The sequence below is a fragment of the Stutzerimonas sp. LR2 genome (assembly GCF_055755175.1).
On record NZ_JBVTRR010000005.1, the window covers coordinates 111,218 to 134,804 of the forward strand.

Sequence of the window (23,587 nt, forward strand, 5' to 3'; positions counted from 1 at the left end):
GAATCTCGCTATAATCCTCGCCTTTTAATCGGACGACCTCGCCAGCCATGAGCCAAAGCAGTCAATTGATCGAAACCGCGCAGCGCACCATTCGCCTGGAAATCGAGGCAGTTGAGCAGCTGAACGCGCGTATCGATGCCAGCTTCGTACAAGCCTGCGAATTGATCCTCGCCTGCAAGGGCCGTGTCGTTGTGGTCGGCATGGGCAAGTCGGGGCATATCGGTCGCAAGATCGCTGCCACCCTGGCCAGCACCGGCACCGCCGCCTTCTTCGTGCACCCCGCCGAGGCCAGCCACGGCGACATGGGCATGATCACTCCGGACGATGTGGTACTGGCGCTTTCCAATTCCGGCACCACCAGCGAGATCGTCACCCTGTTGCCATTGATAAAGCGCCTGGGCATCACCCTTATCAGCATGACCGGCAACCCCAGCTCGGTACTGGCCAAGGCCGCAGCAGTGAACCTGGATGCCAGCGTGGCTATCGAGGCCTGCCCGCTGAACCTCGCACCGACCTCCTCCACCACCGCCAGCCTGGTGCTCGGCGATGCCCTTGCGATTGCCCTGCTCGAGGCTCGCGGCTTCACTGCCGAAGACTTCGCCTTTTCCCATCCCGGTGGTGCCCTTGGCCGACGCCTGCTGCTCAAGGTCGAACACGTCATGCACACTGGCGAACGTCTCCCCAGAGTGCGCCGCGGCACCTCGCTGCGCGATGCCCTTCTGGAAATGACGCAGAAAGGGCTGGGCATGACCGTGATCGTCGAGACCGACGGGCGCCTGGCCGGGATTTTCACCGATGGCGACCTGCGTCGCGCCCTGGACAAGGGCGTGGACGTGCGCCAGACCCTCATCGACGAGGTCATGACCGTTCATGGCAAGACCGCCAACGCCGAGATGCTGGCTGCCGAGGCACTGAAGATCATGGAAGACCACAAGATCAGCTCACTGGTAGTGATCGATGAACAGGAGCTGCCCATCGGCGCCCTGAACATGCACGACCTGCTGCGTGCGGGGGTCATGTAATGCACGAACATCTTCTGCAGCGCGCACGTGACATCCGCCTGGCCATCTTCGATGTGGATGGCGTACTGACCGACGGTCGCCTGTACTTTCTCACCGACGGCAGCGAATTCAAGACCTTCAACACCCTGGACGGCCACGGCATCAAGATGCTGATCAACTCCGGCGTGCGCACCGCCATCATCAGTGGGCGCAAGACGCCAGTGGTCGAGCGCCGCGCGCAGAACCTCGGCATCCAGCACCTGTATCAGGGGCGCGAAGACAAGCTGGTGGTTCTCGACGAGCTGCTGGCCGAACTCGGGCTGAGCTACTCTGAAGTGGCCTATCTCGGTGACGACCTGCCTGATCTGCCGGTGATCCGCCGCGTCGGCCTGGGCATGGCGGTCGCCAGCGCCGACGCCTTCGTGCGCGACCACGCTCACGGCGTGACCCAGGCACGCGGCGGCGAAGGCGCGGCACGCGAGTTCTGCGAATTGATCATGCGCGCCCAGGGCACCCTGGCAGCCGCTCAGAACGCCTATCTGTAGAGGTCTGGATGCTCCGCAAACTGCGCTTTCCCGCCCTGCTCACGCTGATCGCTGCCGTACTGGTGGCCATCGGCTACTGGAACATCCGTCCGGAGAGTTTCATGCAGCAGCCAACCGCGGCCACCGGCGAGACACCGGATGTGGATTTCTATGTGATCAATTCACGTACGGTCCAGTACCAGGCGGATGGCAAGCGCAACTACGAGATGACCGCGGAGAAGGTCGAACACATCAAGGCCAGCGACGTCAGCCTCCTGACCAAACCCGACCTGCTGTCCTACCGCGGCGGCGAGCACCCCTGGCATGTGCGCAGCGAGCGCGGAGAGGTTTCAGCGGAGGGTGACGAGGTCCTGCTGATCGACAAGGTCCGGGTCGAGCGGACCGACGCCAAGGGCCGTCCGACGATTCTCACCACCAGCCGGCTGACGGTGTGGCCGGACAAGGATTATGCCGAGACCAAGCAAGCCGTTAGAATCGACGCCGCCAATGGCGTGACCACGGCGACCGGCATGAAAGCGTATCTGGATGACGGCAGGATGCTCCTGCTGTCCAACGTAAGAGGCCAGCATGAGCTGCGTTAAGACTCTCCCCCTCCTGCTCGGTTTGAGCGCATTCTGGCTCGGCGCCAGTGCCTGGGCGCTTCCCGAGGATCGTGAACAGCCCATCCGCGTACAGGCTGACTCGGCCGAACTGGACGACCGACAGGGCGTGGCCGTGTACCGCGGCGATGTGGTGATCACCCAGGGCACCATGAAGATCACCGGCGACACCGTCACCATCACCCAGGACAGCAATGGCGATGTGGAAGTCTTCACCTCCATCGGCAAGCCGGCCTACTACGAGCAGAAGCCGGCCGTGGACAAGGAGATCGTCAAGGCCTACGGCCTGACCATCCAGTACTTTGCCGCCAACGAGCGCATCGTGCTGCTCGACCAGGCCAAGGTCGTCCAGGAAGGCAACACCTTCGAAGGCGAGAAGATCGTCTATGACACCCGCCGCCAGATCGTCAACGCCGGCCGCGCCACCAATACCGACGTCAGCACGCCGCGTCCGCGGGTCGACATGGTCATCCAACCACGCAAGCGCGAGCAGGCCGCGGAGCAGCCCCAGTAATGGCCGTCCTCAAAGCCCAGCATCTGGCCAAGAGCTACAAGAGCCGGCAGGTCGTTCGCGACGTCAGCCTGTCCATCGAGAGCGGGCAGATCGTCGGTCTGCTTGGCCCGAACGGCGCCGGCAAGACTACCTGCTTCTACATGATCGTCGGACTGGTGAATGCCGATCAGGGTCGCGTGCTGATCGACCAGAACGACGTGACCCACCTTCCGATGCATGGCCGGGCGCGTGCCGGCATCGGTTACCTGCCGCAGGAAGCCTCGATCTTCCGCAAGCTGTCGGTCGCCGACAACATCATGGCGATTCTCGAGACCCGCAAGGATCTGGACCGCGGTGGCCGCCAGCAGGCACTGGAAGGCCTGCTGCAGGAATTCCACATCAACCATATCCGTGACAGCCTCGGCATGAGCCTGTCCGGCGGCGAGCGCCGTCGCGTGGAAATCGCCCGCGCCCTGGCTACGGCGCCGAAGTTCATCCTGCTCGACGAACCCTTCGCCGGTGTCGACCCGATCTCGGTGGGCGACATCAAGCAGATCATCCACCACCTCAAGGCCAAGGGCATCGGGGTGCTGATCACCGACCACAACGTTCGGGAAACTCTGGACATCTGTGAGACGGCGTACATCGTCAACGACGGCCAGCTGATCGCCGAAGGCGATGCCCAGAGCATCCTCGCCAACCAGCTGGTCAAGGAAGTCTACCTGGGCCACGAATTCCGACTGTAAGAGCGGATTTTTTGCTCGGCTCGGCAAATCGGCTCTAGGCAAAGGCTTCGTCGGCAGGCATATAATTTGCTTTCATCGGCGCCCTGGGCGCCGCATGTCGGAACAGGCGCGGTTGCGCCGGCATACAAGGTTCGAAGTCCTCTGCCATGAAACCATCGCTAGTCCTGAAGATGGGCCAGCAGCTGACGATGACACCGCAGCTGCAACAGGCCATACGGCTCCTCCAGCTTTCCACCCTCGATCTGCAACAGGAGATCCAGGAAGCGCTGGATTCCAATCCCATGCTCGAGCGTGAAGAGGATGGCGACGACTTCGACGGCTCCGACCCCATGGCCGAGGCCGTCGATCGTTCGAGCGACGCTGGCAGCGAAAAGATCAGCACTCAGGAAAGCACCTATGAAGAGCCTTCGCACAGCGGCGAAGGCCTCGACGAGGCCGACTGGGGTGAGCGCATCCCCAGCGAGCTACCGGTCGACACCGCCTGGGAGGACATCTACCAGACCAGCGCCAGCAGCCTGCCGAGCAACGACGACGACGAATGGGACTTCACCAGCCGTACGTCCAGCGGTGTCAGCCTGCAGAGCCATCTGCTGTGGCAGCTCAACCTCGCCCCCATGAGCGACACCGACCGCCTGATCGCCACCACACTGATCGACTGCATCAACGATCAGGGCTATCTCGAGGAGTCTCTGCAGGAAATCGTGGACAGCTTCGACCCGGAGCTTGAAATCGAGCTCGACGAGGTCGAAGTCGTGCTGCGTCGCGTACAGCAGTTCGAACCTGCCGGTATCGGCGCACGAGATTTGCGCGAATGCCTGCTCCTGCAGCTGCGCCAGCTCCCTGACCGCACCCCTTGGCTCAGCGAAGCCCAGCGGCTGGTGAGTGACCATCTGGACCTGTTGGGTAGCCGCGACTACAGCCTGCTGATGCGCCGCATGAAGCTCAAGGAAGACGAGCTGCGCCAGGTCATCGAGCTCATCCAGAGCCTCAACCCGCGCCCGGGCTCGCAGATCGAGGCGAGCGAGCCGGAGTACGTGGTGCCGGACGTCATCGTACGCAAGCACAACGATCGCTGGTTGGTGGAGCTCAACCAGGACGCCATGCCCCGACTTCGCGTCAATGCCCAGTACGCCAGCTTCGTAAAGCGCGCCGATTCGAGTGCCGACAATACCTTCATGCGCAACCAGCTGCAGGAAGCGCGCTGGTTCATCAAGAGCCTGCTCAGTCGCAACGAAACACTGATGAAGGTCGCCACTCAGATCGTCGAGCACCAGCGTGCCTTCCTCGAACACGGCGACGAGGCGATGAAGCCGCTGGTGCTGCACGACATCGCCGAAGCCGTGGGGATGCACGAGTCGACGATTTCCCGCGTCACCACGCAGAAATACATGCATACGCCGCGTGGCATCTACGAACTCAAATACTTCTTCTCCAGCCACGTCAGCACGGCGGAAGGCGGCGAATGTTCGTCCACCGCGATCCGCGCGATCATCAAGAAGCTGGTCGCCGCGGAAAACCCGAAAAAGCCGTTGAGCGACAGCAAGATCGCTGGTTTACTGGAGGCGCAGGGCATCCAGGTGGCCCGCCGCACCGTTGCGAAATACCGCGAGTCGCTCGGTATCGCACCGTCCAGCGAGCGTAAACGATTGCTGTGATCGGCCACTGGTCGAACTGTCCCGGCGGCAGGCCTCAAGACCTGCTCTTCGCACAAGGCAAAGGAGATAGCAGTATGCAAGTCAACATCAGCGGTGTTCATCTGGAAGTTACCGATGCCCTGCGTGACTACATCGAGGAGAAATTCGACCGACTGGCCCGTCATTTCGACCGCATCATCAGCGTCCAAGTGGTCCTGCAGGTCGAGAAACTCAAGCAGAAAGCCGAAGCCACCCTGCACGTCGCCGGCCGCGAAGTGGTGGGCAATGCCGAACACGAAGACATGTACGCTGCCGTGGACCTGCTGGTCGACAAGCTCGACCGTCAGCTGATCAAGCACAAGGAGAAGCAGCTCGACCACACCCAGGGTGCCGTCACCCGCTGACGCTCATTATGATCCGACTCGAAAACATCCTGACCCCCGGACGTTCCCTGGTGAACGTCCCGGGCGGTAGCAAGAAGCGCGTCCTGGAGCAGATCGCCAAGGTGATCGCCCAGGACCTTTCCGACCTCGACTCCCAGACCATCTTCGAAAGCCTGATCGCCCGTGAAAAGCTGGGCTCGACCGGCTTCGGCAATGGCATCGCCATTCCGCACTGCCGCATGGTCGGCTGCAACGCCCCCGTGAGTGCCGTGCTGCGCCTGGAAACGCCGGTGGACTTCGACGCCATCGATGGCGCCCCGGTCGACCTGCTGTTCGTCCTGCTGGTCCCGGAAGCGGCCACCGACGAGCACCTCGAGCTGCTGCGCCAGATCGCCAGCATGCTCGACCGTGAAGAGGTACGCCAACGTCTGCGCGAGGCACCCAGCAACGACAGCCTGTACCAGGTCGTCGTGGATGTGCAGAACGGTGCCTAGCGCGATGGGGTACAGATGCGGCTGATCATCGTCAGTGGGCGTTCGGGCTCAGGCAAGAGCACCGCGCTGAACGTACTCGAAGACAACGGGTTCTACTGCATCGACAACCTGCCCGCTGGCCTGCTGCCCGAGCTTGCCGAGCGCGCCCTGCTGCACACCGAACTGCTGCACCCGCAGGTTGCCGTGTCGATCGATGCGCGCAACCTGCCCAGCCAGCTCAAGCGTTTTCCCGAACTGCTCGAAGAGGTTCGCGCCCGGCATATTCAGTGCGACGTGCTGTATCTGGATGCCGACGACGAAACCCTGCTCAAGCGCTTCTCCGAAACCCGTCGGCGCCACCCGCTGACCAACGAAAGCCGTTCGCTGGCCGAGGCGATTCGTGACGAGGAGCTGCTGCTGGCGGCAATCATCGATCATGCCGACCTGAAGATCGACACCACGCACCTGAACCTCTATCAGCTGCGCGACATGCTCAAGCTGCGGCTGCTCAACAAGCCTGAGCCAGGCACGGCCTTTCTCATCGAATCGTTCGGATTCAAGCGCGGCATGCCGGTCGATGCCGATCTGGTATTCGACGTGCGCTGCCTGCCCAACCCGTACTGGAAGGCCGAATTGCGCGACTTCTCCGGGCTCGATCAGCCGGTGATCGACTATCTGGCCGCCCAGTCCGATGTGGAGGAGATGTTTCAGGACATCCACGCTTACCTGAGCAAATGGCTGCCACGCTTCGCCGCCAGCAACCGCGCGTACGTCACCATCGCCATCGGCTGCACCGGAGGCCATCACCGCTCGGTGTACCTAGCCGAGCGACTCGGCCTGGCGCTCAAGGAGCCGCTGAAAAACTTGCAGGTCCGTCACCGGGATCTCGCCTAGGAATACGTAAACCCATGCCCGCCCGCGAAGTCACCATCATCAACAAGCTTGGCCTGCACGCGCGTGCGGCGGCCAAGTTCGTCGCCGTCGCCAACCGCTTTCCCTGCAAGATCCGGGTGGGCCGCTGTCCCGCCACGCTGGTCGACGGCAAGAGCATCATGGCCGTCATGATGCTGGCCGCCAGCAAGGGCACTACAGTGCATCTGCATGCCGATGGCGAGCAGGAAGAAGAAGCCCTCGACGCCCTCGTGGCGTTGATTGACGACTACTTTGAAGAAGGCGAATAGCCCTCCGCTCATTCGGGCGTGCTCGCAGCGAGCACGCCACAGCCTCCCGCTTACTTCCCGGCCACCATCATTCGCTCGATCAGCACCGAGCCGGTCCGCACGTTGCCTCGCGTCTCGATGTCGCAGCCAATCGCGACGATCTGGCGGAACATGTCGCGCAGATTGCCGGCGATGGTCACCTCCTGCACGGGGAACTGAATCTCGCCGTTCTCCACCCAGTAGCCGCCGGCGCCGCGTGAATAGTCACCGGTGACCAGATTCAGCCCCTGCCCCATCAGCTCGGTCACCAGCAGGCCGCGCCCCATGCGTCGCAGCAGGGCAGCCTGATCTTCCTCACCGTGGCTGACGAACAGGTTGTGCACGCCACCCGCGTTGGCAGTGCTCGGCATGCCCAGCTTGCGCCCGGAATAGGTCGAAAGCACATAGGAGATCAGGCGGCCGTTTTCCACGAAAGGCTTGGCGTAGGTCGCCAGGCCATCGCCATCATAGCTGGCGCTGCCAAGCGCACGCGGGATATGTGGGCGTTCGTCGAGGCTCAGCCATTCGGGGAACAGCGTCTGGCCCAGTGCGTCCTCCAGATAGGAGGCCTTGCGATACAGGTTGCCGCCGGAGATGGCGGCGATGAAATGGCTGAACAGCCCCGTCGCCAGCTCCGGCGCGAACAACACCGGCACCTCGCAAGTCGGGATCGGTCGCGCGCCCAGGCGCCGCACTGCACGCTCGGCTGCGCGCCGGCCGATGGTCTGTGGATCGATCAGCGCCTCGCCGATACGGTTGACGTCGTAGAAGTAGTCGCGCTGCATCTGGCCTTCGCTTTCGGCGATCATCACGCAGCTCAGGCTGTGCCGTGTGCTGCAATAACCGCCGATGAAGCCATTGCTGTTGCCGTAGGCACGGCAGCCCTGATGGGTGTTGAGACTGGTGCCGTCGGCGTTGCGGATGCGTGCATCGAAGTCGAACGCCGCGCTTTCACAACTCAGCGCCTGCTCGATCGCCTGCTCCGGGGTGATCGACCATGGATGGTAAAGATCGAGATCGGGAAGCTCCCGAGCCATCAGCGTGGCGTCGGCCAGGCCGGCAAACTCGTCCTGCGAAGCGTGCCTGGCGATGGCCAGCGCGGCGGCCACGGTTTCCCGGATGGCCTCGTCGCCGCTGCCGGTGGTGCTGGCCGAGCCCTTGCTCTGGCCGACATAGAGGGTAATGCCGAAACCCTGGTCCCGATTGAATTCGACCGTTTCCACTTCACCCTGGCGCACCGTCGTGGACAGCCCCTGCTCCATGGAGACAGAGACCTCGCTGGCGCTGGCGCCCTGCCGCCGCGCTTCCTCGATGATGCGCTCGACCTTCTCGCGCAAACCGGGCAGCGCATGCGGACCGATGCCGTCTACTTCACTCATAAGCACTCCCAAAACAACACCTGCAATCAAATCAATTGCAGCCCGGCGCGGCCAGTCTGGAGCCTGCTGCCAGGGCTGCTGCTATCATGGCGGCATTTCCTAGTGGACCATCCCCATGTCTGAACACTCCGACGTCGATGATTTCGACGAGAAAAGCAAATCCCAGGTCAAGCGCGAACTGCTCGCCCTGCAGGAACTCGGTGAACGCCTGACCACGCTCAAACCCGACCTCATCGCCCGGCTGCCGCTCAGCGACGCGCTGCACAAGGCCCTGGCCGACGCCCCGAAGCACAAGGCGCATATCGCCCGCAAACGGCACATCCAGTACATCGGCAAGCTGATGCGTGATCAGGATGTCGATGCCATCGTCGCCCTGGTCGATCAACTCGACGCCTCGACCCGCCAGTACAACGAACGCTTCCACGCCCTCGAGCGCTGGCGCGACCGGCTCATCGCCGGCAATGACGAGACGCTGGAAGCCTTCGTCGTCGAATTTCCCGAAACCGACCGCCAGCACCTGCGCGGGCTGATCCGCCACGCCCAGCATGAAGCGGCGCGCAACAAGCCGCCGGCTGCCAGCCGCAAGATCTTCAAATACATCCGCGACCTGGACGAGACCAAGCGCGGCCTGCGATAAACCTGTCCTTTCTCATGTGCCGGCTGGCCCCGAGCCGGCACCTGATGACCGGCAGCCTCAAGCGCCGGTCCCCCCCACCGTGATTTCGTCGATCTTCAGCGTCGGCTGGCCGACGCCGACCGGCACCGATTGGCCATCCTTGCCGCAGGTGCCGACTCCGCTGTCCAGTGCCAGGTCGTTGCCCACCATGGACACGCGATTCATCACCTCCGGACCGTTGCCGATCAGCGTCGCACCCTTGACCGGCGCAGTGATCCTGCCGTCTTCGACCAGATAGGCCTCACTGGTGGAGAAGACGAACTTGCCGCTGGTGATGTCCACCTGGCCGCCGCCGAGGCTGGCGCAGTAGATGCCCTTCTTCACCGAGCGGATGATCTCCTCGGGGTCGCTTTCGCCGGCCAGCATGTAGGTGTTGGTCATGCGCGGCATGGGCAGATGCGCGTAAGACTCGCGGCGACCATTGCCGGTCGGTGCGACGCCCATCAGGCGCGCATTGAGCTTGTCCTGGATATAGCCCTTGAGGATGCCGTTCTCGATCAGTGTGGTGCACTGCGTCGGCGTACCTTCGTCGTCGACGCTGAGCGAGCCGCGGCGGTCGGCCAGGGTGCCGTCATCAACGATGGTGCACAGCTTCGACGCGACCTGCTGGCCGATGCGGCCGCTGTAGGCTGAGCTGCCCTTGCGGTTGAAGTCGCCTTCCAGGCCGTGGCCGACGGCCTCGTGCAGCAGCACGCCGGACCAGCCCGGCCCCAGCACCACCGGCAGCGAACCGGCCGGCGCTGGCAGCGCCTCGAGATTGACCAGCGCCTGGCGCAGCGCTTCGCGGGCGTAGCCCATGGCGCGGTCTTCGCTGAGGAAGTACTGATACCCGGTGCGCCCGCCACCGCCCTGCCCGCCGCGCTCCCGGCGGCCGTTCTGCTCGACGATCACACTGACGTTGAAGCGCACCAGCGGGCGGATATCCGCCGCCAGTCCGCCATCCATGGCAGCGACGAGAATATGTTCCCATACGCCCGCCAGGCTCACCGTGACCTGCTTGATGCGTGGGTCCAGCGCACGGGTGGCCACGTCGATGCGCTTGAGCAGGTCCACCTTCTCGGCGCGGCTCAGGCCATCCAGCGGATTGTCCTGATGATACAGCGGCGCGAAGGCCGCCCTGCCGAGCACCTTGACCTGCCCCTGCTGCCCGCTACGGGCGATGGAGCGGGCGGCCTGCGCGGCCTGGCGCAGGGCATCGGCAGTGATCGCATTGCTGTAGGCAAAGCCGGTCTTCTCCCCCGACAGCGCCCGTACGCCCACGCCCTGCTCGAGGTGGAACCCGCCTTCCTTGACGATGCCATCCTCGAGCACCCAGGACTCGGATACCTGGTCCTGGAAATACAGGTCCGCGGCATCCACGCCGGGGCCGGCGAGCTCACCCAGCAAACCGGGCAGATCGTCGAGTCCCAGGCCTCCGGGGGTCAGCAGTCGCTCGGTGACGGGTAACAGCAGTTCACTCATATCTACTCCAAAGGTTCCGTGCCCAGGCACGGTACGGAAAATCGGCGGTGACGTTGCACCGGCATGCGTTGGCGGATAGCGGCCTGCTCGATTGCGTCTCGCTCGGCAAGCAGAGCAGCCTCACCGCTCGGCTGCTCGCACAGCAGCCGTCCCCATGGGTCAACGATAGACGAATGCCCATGGGTGATGCGACCACCAGGGTGCTCGCCGCCCTGTGCCGCCGCCAGGACATAGCACTGGGTCTCGATGGCCCGCGCGCGAATCAGCGCGGTCCAGTGCGCCTCGCCGGTCACCGCGGTAAACGCCGAGGGCACGCTGAGCAATTCCGCGCCCGCCGCCCGCAAAGCGGTATACAGCTCGGCAAAGCGCAGGTCGTAACACACGCTCATGCCCAGCCTTCCGAGCGGCGTATCGGCCACCACGACCTGACTGCCCGCCGCATAGTCATCGGACTCGCGATATCGGCCACGGCTGTCGGCGACATCCGCGTCGAATAGATGCAGCTTGTCGTAACGCGCCACCCGCTGCCCCTGCTCGTCGATGAGCAGCGAGCAGGCGTTGGGCTTGCCCTGCGGGCAATCGTCGGGCGGTAACGGCAGGGTCCCGGCGACTATCCACAACCCGAGGTCGCGGGCGGCCTGTTTCAACCACGGCAGGATCGGGCCCTCGCCCATGGCCTCGGCGCGGCCGAGGCTCGGCAGATCATTGCGGCCCATGGCAGCGAAGTTTTCCGGCAGCACCGCCAGACGCGCACCGGCCTCCGCCGCCTGCTCGAGCAATTGCCGCGCCCGGGCCAGGTTGTGCGCGACTTCGGCCCCGGTGGCCATTTGAATCACGGCTAAGGACATAGGCTCCCCGCTGGTGAGATGCGAAGCCCGCTGCGAACCCGGCTCAGTTGGGCTTCTCGAAAGGTTTGTCGAAACTGATCTTCGGCGACTGCCACGGCCCCTTGACGTCGTACTGCACACTGGCGAAGCGCGCGACGCGATCACCCAGCAGCTTGTCAGCCACGAACAGCGCGCCGCCGATCGCTGGCGCACCGACGATCAGCGCCGCCAGCGGCAGGTTGTTGCTGATCGGCAACGTAACCAGCAGCTTGGCGTCGATCTCGTCGCGCGCCATGTCGAGCGTGCCATCCAGCTCCAGATTGCTCGACGGCCCGCTGACGGTGATCGGTTCGCGGGTAGTGAAAACGCCAGCATCGGCCTGCAGGCTGCCGTCCAGCCGGTCGTAGCTGAGGCCCTTGCCGAACAGATCGGAGAAATCCAGCCGTAGCCGGCGGCCGATGGAGTTGAAATTCAGCAAGCCGAACACCCGCAGCGCCTGCGCGCTGCCGTCCACCTCGACGAACTGCCCCTTGCGCAGTCGGGGCTGCATGCTGCCGGAATAGCGCGCCATGGCGAACCAGGCTGGCGAACCCGGCCAGCGCCCGTCGGCATCCAGGCGGAAGCTTTCGCTGGTCACCGAGGGCGCAAAGCCCCAGGCCAGCAGCACGTCGGCCAGGTTGCCGCCTTCCAGCCGCCCCTTGTACCAGCTCTGCCCGGCGCCCCAACCTCCGTTTCCGCTGATCCTCAACCCCTTGAGCTGCAACGCGAGATCGCGAAACTCCACACCAGTGCCGACTGGGCGCAGCTTGAGCGCCCAGGCGCCGAGCAGATCGTCACCAAGGGAAACCCGCTCGATGGCCAGGTCCATCGCCGGCAGGCTTTGCGGATCCACGTCGGCCAGGGGATCCGACCGCGCACTGGCGGCTTCGCCAGGCTCTGTCGCCGGCAGGCGCAGGTGGGTCAGGTTGGCTACGATGATGCCGTCATCAGCGTCCGGCAGACGCACCGTGCCGCCGACGAGGGAACTGCGCAGGCCGAGGGACCAGGCAGCAGAACCGCGTTGCAGGTCGATGCCCAGCCTGTCGATACGGGTGCCGAAGCCCTCGAAACGATCGATATCGACCTGCACCTGCCGCAGCAGCGAGCCGGTCGTCTGCTGCGGGTCGCCCTTGCCATGCTGATCAAGCACGGCACGCCAGGCATTCCAGTCCAGCTCCGGCAGGCGCCCCTTGACGTACAGCCCGGGTCGCCCCGGTAGATTCGCCGCACCACGACCCAGGCGCAGCTCGCCGCGTCCCTGCGCCCAGGCATCAGGGGGCGCGACGAAGACCAGCGCGGCCAACTCGTCATGCCGTATGGAATAGCGCCGCTCCGCACCCTGCAGGGACATGCGCAACGTGCTGTCGCGCCGCACGCTGACAGCCTTGCCAAACGGCGCCGGGAGGTCGATGCGCAGGCCCTGGAGCGACGAGTCGATCTGCAACTGGCTGCTTTCGGCCGCCAGTTCCAGGCGCAACTGATAGGGCAGTTCGCCGCTGGCCGGCACCGGCTGCTTGACGTCGAGCCATTCCAGCAGCGGTTTGAGTGCCACGCTGCCCCGCGCCTCGATGCGCGAGGCCGGCTTGCCGACCGAACCGGTCGCGACCGCCTTGCCGTTGACGGCGCGCCCGAACAGCTGCGCCTGAATCTCGTCGGCGCTCAGCCCACGCGCGGTGTCGTAGCGAAATCGGCCGCTGAGCCGCTCGAACGCCAGCGCGGGCTCCGTGATCTTTAGCGCCGCATCGCTGCTGGCAAAATCCACGACGACCCGTGGCGTGCCCTTGCCCAATGGAATCTGCAGATCGAGCGCACCGTCCAGCTCGCCCTGCCCTTGCCAGCCGGCGAAGGTCTCGCCGGTCCCGATCGGTGCCTCCTGCAGCAGGCGCAGCGCATCTGGCAGGCTGCTGCTGACCTGCCCCTTGATCGCCAATTGCGGCACCTGCCCGCTGCCGACATGAGCCACTTCCGCCGTCACGTCATACACGCGGCTGTCAAGAATCCGTCCTTCGGCAAGGCGCACACGGACGCCGCTGTCTTCCACCAGGACCTCGCCGCGCCCCTGCTGCAGGGCCGGCCAGCCCGGCTGGAAGGCCAGCTCGGCGTCACGCACCTTGAAGTACAGGCTGATGCTGCGAGCACTGTCGGGGGCACCTTTGTTCAACGCACCCTGATACTGGAAGTAGCCCTGCTCGACGGTGCCCGCGCGAATCGCATCCTTGAGCCAATCGACCAGCGCCGGGCTCAATGCCGGCGAGTTCGTCGGCAGGTACTTCTCGGTGTAACGCGCATCACCCTCGCTGAGGCCGACGCGCAGGTCCATGTAGTCCTCGACTTCTGGATCGCGCGCGAGGCGAATCAGGAAATCGCCGGCGATCCTGCCCTCCTCTCCGTCGACGCGCAGATAGGGGGCGGCGAGGGTGAAAGCCTGCTCATCCAGCGTCCAGGTCAGCCGGCCGGCGCCGTGCCGATAGTGCCAGGGTTCAGGATAAAGAGGCGCCAGATGCAGGCTGAAGTCATCGCTGTCCAGGCGTAGCTCACCGCTGGCCAGGTCACCCTGGATGCTGCCGCTGCCATTGCCTACTGCGGGAATCCAGTTCTGCGCGCTGAAGCTGATCCGCTCCAGGTTGGCCGCAAAGCGCAGTCGCTGCGGCGAATCCATCTGGGGGTAGAAGTCCGCGCGCAGATTGCGCAGCGTTCCGCTGGGCTGCAGCGCACCCAGCGTTTCCACCGCCGTCTCGGGCAGCGGCGCCAGCGCACGCGCAAGATTGGCGATCGGCGCGACGTTCAGCCGATCGGCCTGCAGTCGCCAGTGCTGCTCGGCCCGACTCTCCTGCAGCAGCAGGCGCGCGTCGCCCCAGCGCTCACCTTCAAGGTCGAAAGCCAGGCGGTCGAGCAGCAGCCGATAACCCTGCTCGGTCAGGTCGACGTAGGCGTCGACCGCCAGATCCTCCAGCTGGACCGGCGGATGCTCGGCATAGGCGGCACGCAGCCGCGGCGCGTTCAACCGCAGCACGGCACGCTCGAGCTGCTGCGCCTTCCAGCGCAGCCAGAGCTCTCCCCCCAGCTGCGCCGTCTGCAGTTGCCAAGCGCCGGTCAATCGGCCTGGCAACCAGGCGGCCCAGTCGCTTTGCGGCAGGCTCAGATACAGCTGCGCCTCAGCCTGCGCCCAGCGCTGCGGCTGCACGCGCGCGTTCAGGCGCAGGGCCAGCGGCTGGCCATCCGGCAGCACACTGCGCCCGTCCAGTCGCAAGCGATTGCCATCGGTGCGTAGCGAAAGGTCCGTGTAGCTAAGGGTCAGCGGTGAATCACCGAAGGGCTCCAGGGTGATCTGGCTGTCGAGCAACGCCAGGCCACGAATATGCTGGAGCGCCTCGAGTATTTTCTGCGGATCGGGCGGCGTCGCATCGTCGCGCTCTGGCAGGCCCTTGACCTGCCATTTGCCATCTTCGCTCTCTAGCACAGACACGTGCACGCCGCTGAATTCCAGCGAACTCAGCCGCCATGAGCGTGCCCAGAGGCTGCCGGCCAGATCGGGCACGACGGCGATGCGATCCAGACGCATCGCACTGTCGCCCTCACCCAGCAGCACGTCATGCACCAGCAGGCGCGGCGCAAGACCTTCCCAACGCCCTTCCAGACGCCCCACTGTCACCGGCATATCGAGGGCGGTGCGCACCCTTTCCTGCAGTTCCGTGCGGTATTCGGCAACCAGCGGCACCAGCTGCCGACCCAGGCTGACATAAAGCGCAGCCAGAATCAGGCCGAACGCGGCCACCCAGAACAACTGGCGCGACAGCGTGACGAGAAAGGCGGCGAGGCGGTTCATGCCGATGCGCTCCGGTTATCCCGGCCCTGGCGGTCTGGTGTACCTCTGTTCAGAGCAGCACCACGTCGTACTGTTCCTGGGAATACATGCTTTCCACCTGGAACTTGATGGAGCGGCCGATGAAAGCCTCGAGATCGGCGACATTGCCCGACTCCTCGTCCAGCAGGCGATCGATCACCTTCTGGTTGGCGAGCACCCGATAACCCTCGGCCTGGTAGGCGCGGGCCTCTCGCAGGATTTCGCGGAAGATCTCGTAGCAGACCGTCTCCGGCGTCTTCAGCTTGCCGCGACCCTGGCAGCACATGCATGGCTCGCAGAGCACCTGTTCGAGACTTTCGCGGGTACGCTTGCGGGTCATCTGCACCAGGCCGAGCTCGGTGATGCCGATGATGTTGGTCTTGGCGTGGTCGCGCTCCAGCTGCTTCTCCAGGGTGCGCAGCACCTGCCGGCGATGCTCCTCGTCCTCCATGTCGATGAAGTCGATGATGATGATCCCACCCAGGTTGCGCAGCCGCAGCTGGCGGGCGATTGCAGTGGCCGACTCGAGGTTGGTCTTGAAGATGGTTTCCTCGAGGGTGCGGTGACCGACGAAGGCGCCGGTGTTGACGTCGATGGTGGTCATCGCTTCGGCGGGGTCGATGATCAGGTAGCCGCCGGACTTGAGCATCACCTTGCGCTCCAGCGCCTTCTGGATCTCGTCCTCGACGCCATAGAGATCGAAGATCGGGCGTTCGCCGGGGTAGTGCTCGAGTCGATCACCCAGTTCGGGCATCAGTTCGCCGACGAACTGGCTGACCTTCTGGAAGTTCTCCCGCGAGTCGATGCGGATCTTCTCGATCCGCGGATTGACCAGGTCGCGCAGGGTGCGCATGGCCAACGACAGGTCCTCGTAGATCACCGTCGGGGCGGCGGCGGTCTTGATCTGGCCCGCGATCTGCTCCCAGAGCCGGCGCAGGTAGCGGATATCCATGAGGATTTCGTCGCGGCCCGCACCCTCGGCGGCGGTGCGCAGAATGAAGCCGCCGGCCTCCTGAATGCCTTCGGCCGCCACGCATTCGGCAACCACTTGCTTGAGCCGTTCGCGCTCGGCTTCGTCCTCGATGCGCAGGGAAATGCCGACATGGCTGGTGCGCGGCATATAGACCAGATAGCGCGACGGGATCGACAGCTGGGTGGTCAGGCGCGCGCCCTTGGTGCCGATCGGGTCCTTGGTGACCTGGACCACCAGGCTCTGCCCTTCGTGTACCAGTGCATTGATCGGCTCGACCGCGTTGCCTTCGCGCGCGGAAATCTCCGAGGCGTGGATGAACGCCGCGCGGTCCAGACCAATATCGACGAAGGCCGCCTGCATGCCGGGCAGCACCCGCACCACCTTGCCTTTGTAGATATTGCCAACGATGCCACGGCGTTGCGTGCGCTCGACATGCACCTCCTGCAGCACACCGTTCTCCACCACCGCCACCCGCGATTCCATGGGGGTGATGTTCATCAGGATTTCTTCGCTCATTGTTGTTCTCGGCGGTGGCTTGATGGGCAGCTCTGGCTGCGGGTCCTGGACGATTCTAACCGGCCTGCGGGCCGAAGCCGCAAGGCTCTAGCGTGAGGCTTTGGTCCAACGCGCCAGGCCGAACGCATCGAGCAGCTGCGCGGTTTCGCACAATGGCAGGCCGACCACCGCCGAGTAGCTGCCATGCAGTTGACTGACGAATACCGCCCCCCAACCCTGAATGGCGTAGCCACCCGCCTTGTCCAACGGTTCGCCGCTGGCCCAGTAGCGTTCGGCCTCGTCATCGCTGATGGTGCGGAAGGTCACTTCGCTGATCACGGTGCGCACTTCGCAAGCCTCGCGGCTGGCCAGGGCCACTGCCGTCATGACCCGGTGGGTACGCCCGGACAGGGCCGCGAGCATGGCCAGACCATCGGCACGATCGACCGGCTTGCCCAGAATGTGCTGATCGAGCACCACGCTGGTGTCGGCGCCCAGCACGCAGCCCTGGTCATCGCCCAGGTTCGCCAGTCCGGTCAATGCCTTGTCTCTCGCGACGCGCTCGACGTAGGCCTCAGGGGTTTCGGTCGGTGATGGCGTCTCGTCGATGGATACGCTGAGCAGGGAAAACGGAACGCCGATCTGCGCGAGCAGCTCGCGGCGACGGGGTGATGCCGAGGCAAGAAACAAAGCGCCCATGGCGGGTCCTCAACGATAAATAAGCGACAGCGTCGCATATCCGGGTACGTCGAGGAAGGCGCAGAGGCCGGCGTAAAGGCTACGCCGGCCGGGATGACTCAGAACCGGAAGTTGACCACCTGGTCGCCCTTGAGCGACAGCGTGCGCTTCTGGGTCGTGCCACCGGAAGTGATCTGAATATCGTAGATGCCTCCGTCGAGCATCAGCGAGACCGGCGTTGCGCCATGGTCCTGATCATTGATGCGCACCCGATCGTCGTACTTGTTGCTGCGTACGATCAGAGAATACATCTTGCTGTCGCACTGTTCGAACGGCACGTCGAGGATGGCGCAGGGCATCATCTGCTTGGCGCTGATGGTGGCCTCAACATTCATCAGGGCCTGAACGGTACCGTCCAGGCTCATGCTCGCCTGAGCGAACTCGGTCCGGGTGCGGTAGCGATACCAGCTGGGATCCATCCTCAGCTCGGTAACCTGCTCACGAATGTCGTCGGCCAGGACGCGCTGGTAGTTCTCCAGCACCCACTGCGACATCTGACCATCGTTGCGGTGCTCGGCGAGGCAGGCGGCCAGGCTCTTGCTGGCCGAGCAACGGAAGGACACCGGCTGTTCGAAGCGGATGGTCTTGTCCAACTTGCGCGCGATGCTCTGAATCTTCTTGCTGTTGCGCTCACGGATTTCAGCCGCCAGTTGCGACTTGAGGCGTTCGACGTCGCGCGCGGCGAGAGAAAACTTCAGGTGCTGGCTGCCCAGGTCCTTTTCCAGCGCCTCGACACGCCCGGAAATGGCCGCCACAGCCTCTGCATTGCGCTTGTGCTCGTCGAGCAGCTCGTCGAGGCGCTTGCGCTCGGCGCTCTGCCCGAGAAACTCGTCTACCTCCATGCGAATCAACTTCTTGCTGTTCGCCATTTGCAATTGCGCAGCCGCCAGTTCGCTCTTCTCGGTGCGGAGGGCATCTTCGAGCTTCTGTTTTTCGAGAAGGATGGCGTCGAGTTCGGCGATCTTGCTGCTCAGCTGCTCGGCACGCGGCGATTCGGCGGAGGCTTCAACGGCGGAGGTACCGCTCGCAGCAGGAGATTCGGGTGCCGCCGGGGTGGATAGCTGTGATGCCTGCGGGGCAGCGTCGGCCTGGGTGTAGCTGCTGTTCATGCCCAGCGCCAGCAACGCTCCGACTGCGCTGATTGCCAGCAGAACGCGCGGAGCGCGAGTGCCTTCGGCCTTGGAAAAAATCGAAATGCCAGCTTCCATACTCGTCGCCCGTGCTGTTGTGCTTGTCGTGGTCTGAAGCGGAACAGGTGATGGCTGAACGCCATCCCGGCGCGGATGATTTCAGAAATGCCATACATCATCAAGGCACGGCCCGTGCCGAGCGACACAAACCCACACAAAACAGCAGACTTTTGACCGGATGCGCAGCGCGCGGAGGATCAATAAACGGCAAAACGCTGGCGCATTCCCTGCAACGCCACGAAGACCCATGGCCAGAGCAGCGCGCTGATGGGCACCGGCACCAGGAACAGCAAGGTCGGCGGACGATTGCCGGTCAGCGTGTTGAGCCAGAGCTGGACCAGCTGCGCGAGGCCAAGCACGACCAGCAGCACCATGCTCTGCTGCCACAGGGGAAACATGCGCAGACGCTGCTGCAGGCTCAGCACCAGAAAGGCGATGAGAATCAGCGGCAACGCGCTCTGGCCGAACAGGGTGCCGGCGAGCACGTCCTGCGCCAGCCCGAAGCAGAAGGCTGCACCCAGGCCGCCGCGATGCGGCAACGTCAGCGACCAGAAGGCAATCACCAGGCCCAGCCACAACGGCCGGGCGATTTCCGCACTGCCGGGCATCGGCGCGACGCTGAGCAGCAATGCGAGCGTCAGACTGAACCAGATGACCCAACCGTTGTTCGGACGCCCACTGATCATTGTCCCGCCTCCTGCGCTGGTGCCGCCGGCGCGGCACCGGCAGCCGGTTGTGCGCCTTCGGCAGCGCTGCCGGACTCGCCAGGCGCCTGGCTCGCCGCGGCCCCTTCGGCGGCAGCTTTCTGATCGGCGTCGGCCTGCGCTTCGGCGGCAGCGGCCGCGCGCTCTTCCGGTGTCCGCGAATCACTGAAGACCAGCATCAGGTAGCGGCTACGATTGAGCATCGCCGTCGGCACCGCACGCACGATGGCGAAAGGCTGACCGGAACCGTGCACCACCTCGGTCACCTGCGCCACCGGGTAACCGCTGGGAAAACGCTGCCCGAGCCCGGAGCTGACCAACAGGTCGCCGGCCTTGATGTCGGCGGTCTCGGCCACGTGGCGCAGCTCGAGGTAGTCGGGGTTGCCGGTTCCCACCGCAATGGCGCGCAGGCCGTTGCGGTTGACCTGGACCGGAATGCTGTGGGTGACGTCGGTCAGCAGCAGGACCCGCGCGGCGTACGGCAGCACTTCGACCACCTGCCCCATCAGGCCGCTGGCATCGAGCACCGGCTGCCCCATGAACACGCCGTCCTTCTCGCCCTTGTCGATCAGGATGCGGTGGGTGAAGGGGTTGGGGTCCAGGCCGATCAACTCGGCAACCAGCACCCGGTCGTCGACCAGTGCCGAGGAGTTGAGCAGCTCGCGCAAGCGCACGTTCTGTTCGGTGAGCGTGGCCAGCTTCTGCAGCCGCCGCTGCATCAGCAGCGCCTCGGCCTTGAGCCGCTCGTTCTCTGCCATCAGGCTGTTGCTGGTGGCTATCTGGGCAGTTGCCCCGCGCCAGATACGCACCGGCATATCGGCGACCCAGTAGAACGGCGTCAGCACCAGGCCCATCTGGCTGCGGACGGTCTTCAGCGCGTCGAAGCGGGCATCCACCACCATCAGCACGACACAAAGCACGACGAACACCAACAGGCGTACGCCGAGCATGGGTCCTTTGGCAAATAGCGGCTTGATCGCGACTACCTCTTGGCTGATGGCTGGGGCTAAACGCGACAAGCCGAAAGCCGGCGCAACCGGAGCTTTCGGCTTGTCATGAGCGACGAGGCGCTAACTCACTCAGTGGACAGCAGGTCCATGGCGTGACGATCCATCATTTCCAGCGCACGACCGCCGCCACGGGCAACGCAGGTCAGCGGCTCTTCGGCAACGATCACCGGCAGACCGGTTTCCTGGGCCAGCAGCTTGTCCAGATCACGCAGCAGCGCGCCGCCACCGGTCAGTACCAGACCGCGCTCGGCGATATCGGAGGCCAGTTCCGGCGGCGACTGCTCCAGGGCACTCTTGACCGCCTGAACGATGGTCGCCAGGGACTCCTGCAGGGCCTCGAGCACCTCGTTGGAGTTCAGCGTGAAGCTGCGCGGCACGCCCTCGGCCAGGTTGCGGCCACGCACGTCCACTTCACGCAACTCGCCGCCCGGGAAGGCGGTACCGATCTCCTGCTTGATGCGCTCGGCGGTCGATTCGCCGATCAGGCTGCCGTAGTTGCGTCGCACGTAGGTCACGATGGATTCGTCGAAGCGATCGCCACCGACCCGCACGGATTCGGCGTAGACCACGCCGTTGAGGGAGATCAGCGCGATCTCGGTGGTGCCGCCGCCGATGTCCACGACCATCGAGCCACGCGCCTCGTCCACCGGCAGGCCGGCGCCGATGGCTGCGGCCATGGGTTCTTCGATCAGGAACACTTCCCGCGCGCCGGCACCGAGAGCCGACTCGCGGATCGCGCGACGCTCGACCTGGGTCGACTTGCAGGGTACGCAGATCAGCACACGTGGGCTGGGCTGCAGAAAACTGTTCTCGTGAACCTTGTTGATGAAGTACTGCAGCATCTTTTCGCAAACGCTGAAGTCGGCAATCACACCATCCTTCATCGGGCGGATCGCATTGATGTTGCCCGGGGTACGGCCCAGCATGCGCTTGGCCTCGGTGCCTACGGCGACGACGCTTTTCTGGTTGCCGTGGCTACGGATGGCGACCACCGACGGCTCGTCGAGAACGATACCGCGATCGCGCACATAAATAAGGGTATTGGCAGTGCCCAGGTCGATCGACAGATCACTGGAAAACATGCCACGCAGTTTCTTGAACATGGGAAAAGGGCCCTGGGGCAAACGCGTGGGGAAAAAAGTGCCGCAAACTCTAACAATGGTGCGAACTTAGGGCAAGGCACGAGTCCGCCCGCGTAGCGCCAGACGTGAGCCATTACGCGCTAGGCCGCAACATGGCGCCACAAGGGGCGCGCATTGGCCGCAGTGCCCTGCGCACGCTACCGATAAGCGCCTGGGGCATGTAAGATTGACGGCTTTTCCGGGCCCGAAAGCCCATTGCTGCGGCCAAACCCGCGCCGCCACGCGCCCCGTCAATCGACGGAAGGTGCAGCCCGATTCGCTTTCCGCTGGAGATACCCGATGGCGCTTGAACGCACCGAGGTGGAAAAGATCGCTCACCTGGCCCGCCTGGGCCTGTCTGAAGCCGACCTGCCCCGCACCACCGAGACCCTCAACAATATCCTCGGCCTGATCGACCGCATGCAGGCGGTCGACACCACCGGCATCGAGCCTCTGGCTCACCCGCTGGAAACCACCCAGCGCCTGCGCGCCGACGTGGTCACCGAACGCAATCAGCGCGACGCCTACCAGGCCATCGCACCGGCCGTGGAAGAAGGCCTGTATCTGGTTCCCCGGGTGATCGAGTGATGAAGGACACCGCCATGCACAACCTGACGCTCGCCGAGATTGCCCGCAACCTCGCGGAGAAGCGCTTTTCTGCCGAAGAGCTGACACGCACCCTGCTGGCGCGCATCGAACAGCTCGACCCGCAACTGAACAGCTTCATCAGCGTCACCGATGAACTCGCCATCGCCCAGGCGAAGGCCGCCGATGCGCGTCGCGCCGCCGGCGAGAACGGTGCGCTGCTCGGTGCGCCAATCGGTCACAAGGACCTGTTCTGCACCCAGGGTATTCGCACCAGCTGCGGCTCGAGGATCCTCGACAGCTTCAAGGCGCCCTACGACGCCACCGTGGTGGAACGCCTCGCCGCCGCCGGCACGGTCACGCTCGGCAAGCTGAACATGGACGAATTCGCCATGGGCTCGGCCAACGAGTCGAGCTACTACGGCGCGGTGAAGAACCCCTGGGACCTGTCCCGCGTACCGGGCGGTTCCTCCGGCGGTTCCGCAGCGGCCATTGCGGCACGTCTGCTGCCAGCTGCCACCGGAACCGACACTGGCGGTTCGATCCGCCAGCCGGCCGCGCTGACCAACCTCACCGGTCTCAAGCCCACCTACGGCCGCGTCTCGCGCTGGGGCATGGTGGCCTACGCCTCGAGCCTCGACCAGGGCGGCCCGATGGCGCGCACCGCTGAAGACTGCGCGCTGCTGCTCTCGGCCATGGCCGGTTTCGACCCGAAGGACTCGACCAGCGTCGAGCAGCCGCTGGATGACTACCTCGCCGCCCTGAGCCAGCCGCTCGCCGGCCTGCGCATCGGCCTGCCGAAGGAGTACTTCGGTGCCGGCCTCGACCCGAAGATCGCCGATGCCGTCATGGCGTCCGTCGAGGAGCTGAAGAAGCTCGGCGCCACGGTCAAGGACATCAGCCTGCCGAACATGCAGCATGCAATACCTTCCTATTATGTGATCGCGCCGGCCGAGGCCTCTTCCAACCTCTCGCGCTTCGATGGCGTGCGCTTCGGCTATCGTTGCGAGAATCCGGTCGATCTGACCGACCTCTACAAGCGCTCGCGCGCCGAAGGCTTCGGCGACGAGGTCAAGCGGCGCATCATGGTCGGCACCTATGCGCTGTCGGCCGGCTACTACGATGCCTACTACCTCAAGGCTCAGAAGATCCGCCGCCTGATCAAGCAGGACTTCGTCGCGGCCTTCGAGCAGGTCGACCTGATCCTCGGCCCGACCACACCGAACCTGGCCTGGAAGCTGGGCGAGAAGAACGCCGATCCGGTTTCTGCCTATCTGGAAGACATCTACACCATCACCGCCAATCTCGCGGGCATACCGGGCCTGTCGATGCCGGCCGGCTTCATCGACGGCCTGCCGGTGGGCGTGCAACTGCTCGCCCCGTACTTCCAGGAGGCGCGCCTGCTCAACGTGGCGCACCAGTATCAGCAGGTCAGCGACTGGCACCTGCGCGCCCCGGCCGGATTCTGAGGA

General features: G+C 64.5%; 23 protein-coding genes. 13 read left to right on the forward strand and 10 right to left on the reverse strand.

Annotated features, from left to right (window positions below; all coding sequences use genetic code 11):
- Positions 1 to 47 precede the first annotated feature (47 nt).
- From ACVRRC_RS18120 to ACVRRC_RS18165, 10 genes are all read left to right on the forward strand, one after another.
- Complete coding sequence (locus ACVRRC_RS18120) at positions 48 to 1,022, forward strand: KpsF/GutQ family sugar-phosphate isomerase (protein WP_014595948.1); 975 nt, start codon at positions 48 to 50, stop codon at positions 1,020 to 1,022.
- On the forward strand, positions 1,022 to 1,546 hold the full coding sequence (locus ACVRRC_RS18125) for a KdsC family phosphatase (protein WP_011912223.1): 525 nt from the start codon (positions 1,022 to 1,024) through the stop codon (positions 1,544 to 1,546). The genes ACVRRC_RS18120 and ACVRRC_RS18125 overlap by 1 nt, the downstream gene beginning before the upstream one ends.
- Before the next feature lie 8 nt (positions 1,547 to 1,554).
- Positions 1,555 to 2,127 carry an LPS export ABC transporter periplasmic protein LptC gene (lptC, locus tag ACVRRC_RS18130; protein ID WP_125920545.1) on the forward strand — a complete coding sequence of 191 codons (573 nt, stop codon included), beginning with the start codon at positions 1,555 to 1,557 and terminating at the stop codon, positions 2,125 to 2,127.
- Complete coding sequence (gene lptA, locus ACVRRC_RS18135; RefSeq protein ID WP_019405607.1) at positions 2,114 to 2,659, forward strand: lipopolysaccharide transport periplasmic protein LptA; 546 nt, start codon at positions 2,114 to 2,116, stop codon at positions 2,657 to 2,659. The genes lptC and lptA overlap by 14 nt, the downstream gene beginning before the upstream one ends.
- On the forward strand, positions 2,659 to 3,384 hold the full coding sequence (gene lptB / locus ACVRRC_RS18140; protein WP_011912220.1) for an LPS export ABC transporter ATP-binding protein: 726 nt from the start codon (positions 2,659 to 2,661) through the stop codon (positions 3,382 to 3,384). Before lptA ends, lptB begins: the two co-directional genes overlap by 1 nt.
- A gap of 146 nt (positions 3,385 to 3,530) precedes the next feature.
- Complete coding sequence (locus ACVRRC_RS18145) at positions 3,531 to 5,039, forward strand: RNA polymerase factor sigma-54 (RefSeq protein ID WP_020306502.1); 1,509 nt, start codon at positions 3,531 to 3,533, stop codon at positions 5,037 to 5,039.
- Positions 5,040 to 5,113: 74 nt separating this feature from the next.
- A complete protein-coding gene (hpf, locus tag ACVRRC_RS18150) occupies positions 5,114 to 5,422 on the forward strand; it encodes a ribosome hibernation-promoting factor, HPF/YfiA family (RefSeq protein WP_011912218.1) in 309 nt (102 codons plus the stop codon).
- 8 nt (positions 5,423 to 5,430) lie between these two features.
- Complete coding sequence (gene ptsN, locus ACVRRC_RS18155) at positions 5,431 to 5,895, forward strand: PTS IIA-like nitrogen regulatory protein PtsN (RefSeq protein WP_019405610.1); 465 nt, start codon at positions 5,431 to 5,433, stop codon at positions 5,893 to 5,895.
- 15 nt (positions 5,896 to 5,910) lie between these two features.
- Positions 5,911 to 6,768 carry an RNase adapter RapZ gene (gene rapZ / locus ACVRRC_RS18160; protein ID WP_013981921.1) on the forward strand — a complete coding sequence of 286 codons (858 nt, stop codon included), beginning with the start codon at positions 5,911 to 5,913 and terminating at the stop codon, positions 6,766 to 6,768.
- Positions 6,769 to 6,782: 14 nt separating this feature from the next.
- Positions 6,783 to 7,055: an HPr family phosphocarrier protein gene (locus ACVRRC_RS18165; protein WP_011912215.1), complete on the forward strand. Its 273-nt coding sequence runs from the start codon at positions 6,783 to 6,785 to the stop codon at positions 7,053 to 7,055.
- 50 nt (positions 7,056 to 7,105) lie between these two features.
- Here ACVRRC_RS18165 and pmbA read toward each other — a convergent pair whose 3' ends face one another.
- Positions 7,106 to 8,452, reverse strand: coding sequence for a metalloprotease PmbA (pmbA, locus tag ACVRRC_RS18170; RefSeq protein WP_013981920.1), 1,347 nt, complete (start codon positions 8,450 to 8,452; stop codon positions 7,106 to 7,108).
- 115 nt (positions 8,453 to 8,567) lie between these two features.
- Here pmbA and yjgA point away from each other — a divergent pair, with 115 nt between their 5' ends.
- Positions 8,568 to 9,089 (forward strand): ribosome biogenesis factor YjgA, encoded by a 522-nt coding sequence (gene yjgA, locus ACVRRC_RS18175; protein WP_011912212.1) that lies wholly within the window; start codon positions 8,568 to 8,570, stop codon positions 9,087 to 9,089.
- A 57-nt stretch (positions 9,090 to 9,146) separates the two neighbouring features.
- Here the strand turns inward: yjgA and tldD are convergent, their stop codons facing one another.
- From tldD to mreB, 9 genes are all read right to left on the reverse strand, one after another.
- Positions 9,147 to 10,589 carry a metalloprotease TldD gene (gene tldD / locus ACVRRC_RS18180; protein ID WP_019405613.1) on the reverse strand — a complete coding sequence of 481 codons (1,443 nt, stop codon included), beginning with the start codon at positions 10,587 to 10,589 and terminating at the stop codon, positions 9,147 to 9,149.
- Between the two features lie 2 nt (positions 10,590 to 10,591).
- A complete protein-coding gene (locus ACVRRC_RS18185) occupies positions 10,592 to 11,437 on the reverse strand; it encodes a carbon-nitrogen hydrolase family protein (RefSeq protein ID WP_472997329.1) in 846 nt (281 codons plus the stop codon).
- Between the two features lie 43 nt (positions 11,438 to 11,480).
- Positions 11,481 to 15,281, reverse strand: coding sequence for a YhdP family protein (locus tag ACVRRC_RS18190; RefSeq protein ID WP_472997330.1), 3,801 nt, complete (start codon positions 15,279 to 15,281; stop codon positions 11,481 to 11,483).
- A gap of 49 nt (positions 15,282 to 15,330) precedes the next feature.
- Positions 15,331 to 16,788 carry a ribonuclease G gene (gene rng, locus ACVRRC_RS18195; RefSeq protein ID WP_014595940.1) on the reverse strand — a complete coding sequence of 486 codons (1,458 nt, stop codon included), beginning with the start codon at positions 16,786 to 16,788 and terminating at the stop codon, positions 15,331 to 15,333.
- An 87-nt stretch (positions 16,789 to 16,875) separates the two neighbouring features.
- A complete protein-coding gene (locus ACVRRC_RS18200) occupies positions 16,876 to 17,466 on the reverse strand; it encodes a Maf family protein (RefSeq protein WP_472997332.1) in 591 nt (196 codons plus the stop codon).
- A gap of 98 nt (positions 17,467 to 17,564) precedes the next feature.
- Complete coding sequence (locus tag ACVRRC_RS18205; protein ID WP_472997333.1) at positions 17,565 to 18,713, reverse strand: PEGA domain-containing protein; 1,149 nt, start codon at positions 18,711 to 18,713, stop codon at positions 17,565 to 17,567.
- 179 nt (positions 18,714 to 18,892) lie between these two features.
- Positions 18,893 to 19,381: a rod shape-determining protein MreD gene (mreD, locus tag ACVRRC_RS18210; protein WP_011912205.1), complete on the reverse strand. Its 489-nt coding sequence runs from the start codon at positions 19,379 to 19,381 to the stop codon at positions 18,893 to 18,895.
- Positions 19,378 to 20,349: a rod shape-determining protein MreC gene (mreC, locus tag ACVRRC_RS18215; protein ID WP_013981912.1), complete on the reverse strand. Its 972-nt coding sequence runs from the start codon at positions 20,347 to 20,349 to the stop codon at positions 19,378 to 19,380. The genes mreD and mreC overlap by 4 nt, the downstream gene beginning before the upstream one ends.
- A 125-nt stretch (positions 20,350 to 20,474) precedes the next feature.
- The gene (gene mreB, locus ACVRRC_RS18220; RefSeq protein WP_003292433.1) at positions 20,475 to 21,512 is read right to left on the reverse strand and encodes a rod shape-determining protein MreB; all 1,038 of its coding nucleotides are present in this window, start codon (positions 21,510 to 21,512) and stop codon (positions 20,475 to 20,477) included.
- A gap of 318 nt (positions 21,513 to 21,830) precedes the next feature.
- Here mreB and gatC point away from each other — a divergent pair, with 318 nt between their 5' ends.
- Positions 21,831 to 22,118, forward strand: coding sequence for an Asp-tRNA(Asn)/Glu-tRNA(Gln) amidotransferase subunit GatC (gene gatC, locus ACVRRC_RS18225; protein WP_011912202.1), 288 nt, complete (start codon positions 21,831 to 21,833; stop codon positions 22,116 to 22,118).
- 14 nt (positions 22,119 to 22,132) lie between these two features.
- Complete coding sequence (gene gatA / locus ACVRRC_RS18230; protein WP_026006659.1) at positions 22,133 to 23,584, forward strand: Asp-tRNA(Asn)/Glu-tRNA(Gln) amidotransferase subunit GatA; 1,452 nt, start codon at positions 22,133 to 22,135, stop codon at positions 23,582 to 23,584.
- Positions 23,585 to 23,587: the final 3 nt, after the last annotated feature.

Coding starts and splice junctions, on each gene's coding strand:
- ACVRRC_RS18120 (WP_014595948.1), top strand. CDS start 48: ATGAGCCAAAGCAGTCAATTGATCGAAACCGCGCAGCGCACCATTCGC.
- ACVRRC_RS18125 (WP_011912223.1), top strand. CDS start 1,022: ATGCACGAACATCTTCTGCAGCGCGCACGTGACATCCGCCTGGCCATC.
- lptC (WP_125920545.1), top strand. CDS start 1,555: ATGCTCCGCAAACTGCGCTTTCCCGCCCTGCTCACGCTGATCGCTGCC.
- lptA (WP_019405607.1), top strand. CDS start 2,114: ATGAGCTGCGTTAAGACTCTCCCCCTCCTGCTCGGTTTGAGCGCATTC.
- lptB (WP_011912220.1), top strand. CDS start 2,659: ATGGCCGTCCTCAAAGCCCAGCATCTGGCCAAGAGCTACAAGAGCCGG.
- ACVRRC_RS18145 (WP_020306502.1), top strand. CDS start 3,531: ATGAAACCATCGCTAGTCCTGAAGATGGGCCAGCAGCTGACGATGACA.
- hpf (WP_011912218.1), top strand. CDS start 5,114: ATGCAAGTCAACATCAGCGGTGTTCATCTGGAAGTTACCGATGCCCTG.
- ptsN (WP_019405610.1), top strand. CDS start 5,431: ATGATCCGACTCGAAAACATCCTGACCCCCGGACGTTCCCTGGTGAAC.
- rapZ (WP_013981921.1), top strand. CDS start 5,911: ATGCGGCTGATCATCGTCAGTGGGCGTTCGGGCTCAGGCAAGAGCACC.
- ACVRRC_RS18165 (WP_011912215.1), top strand. CDS start 6,783: ATGCCCGCCCGCGAAGTCACCATCATCAACAAGCTTGGCCTGCACGCG.
- pmbA (WP_013981920.1), bottom strand. CDS start 8,452: ATGAGTGAAGTAGACGGCATCGGTCCGCATGCGCTGCCCGGTTTGCGC.
- yjgA (WP_011912212.1), top strand. CDS start 8,568: ATGTCTGAACACTCCGACGTCGATGATTTCGACGAGAAAAGCAAATCC.
- tldD (WP_019405613.1), bottom strand. CDS start 10,589: ATGAGTGAACTGCTGTTACCCGTCACCGAGCGACTGCTGACCCCCGGA.
- ACVRRC_RS18185 (WP_472997329.1), bottom strand. CDS start 11,437: ATGTCCTTAGCCGTGATTCAAATGGCCACCGGGGCCGAAGTCGCGCAC.
- ACVRRC_RS18190 (WP_472997330.1), bottom strand. CDS start 15,281: ATGAACCGCCTCGCCGCCTTTCTCGTCACGCTGTCGCGCCAGTTGTTC.
- rng (WP_014595940.1), bottom strand. CDS start 16,788: ATGAGCGAAGAAATCCTGATGAACATCACCCCCATGGAATCGCGGGTG.
- ACVRRC_RS18200 (WP_472997332.1), bottom strand. CDS start 17,466: ATGGGCGCTTTGTTTCTTGCCTCGGCATCACCCCGTCGCCGCGAGCTG.
- ACVRRC_RS18205 (WP_472997333.1), bottom strand. CDS start 18,713: ATGGAAGCTGGCATTTCGATTTTTTCCAAGGCCGAAGGCACTCGCGCT.
- mreD (WP_011912205.1), bottom strand. CDS start 19,381: ATGATCAGTGGGCGTCCGAACAACGGTTGGGTCATCTGGTTCAGTCTG.
- mreC (WP_013981912.1), bottom strand. CDS start 20,349: ATGCTCGGCGTACGCCTGTTGGTGTTCGTCGTGCTTTGTGTCGTGCTG.
- mreB (WP_003292433.1), bottom strand. CDS start 21,512: ATGTTCAAGAAACTGCGTGGCATGTTTTCCAGTGATCTGTCGATCGAC.
- gatC (WP_011912202.1), top strand. CDS start 21,831: ATGGCGCTTGAACGCACCGAGGTGGAAAAGATCGCTCACCTGGCCCGC.
- gatA (WP_026006659.1), top strand. CDS start 22,133: ATGCACAACCTGACGCTCGCCGAGATTGCCCGCAACCTCGCGGAGAAG.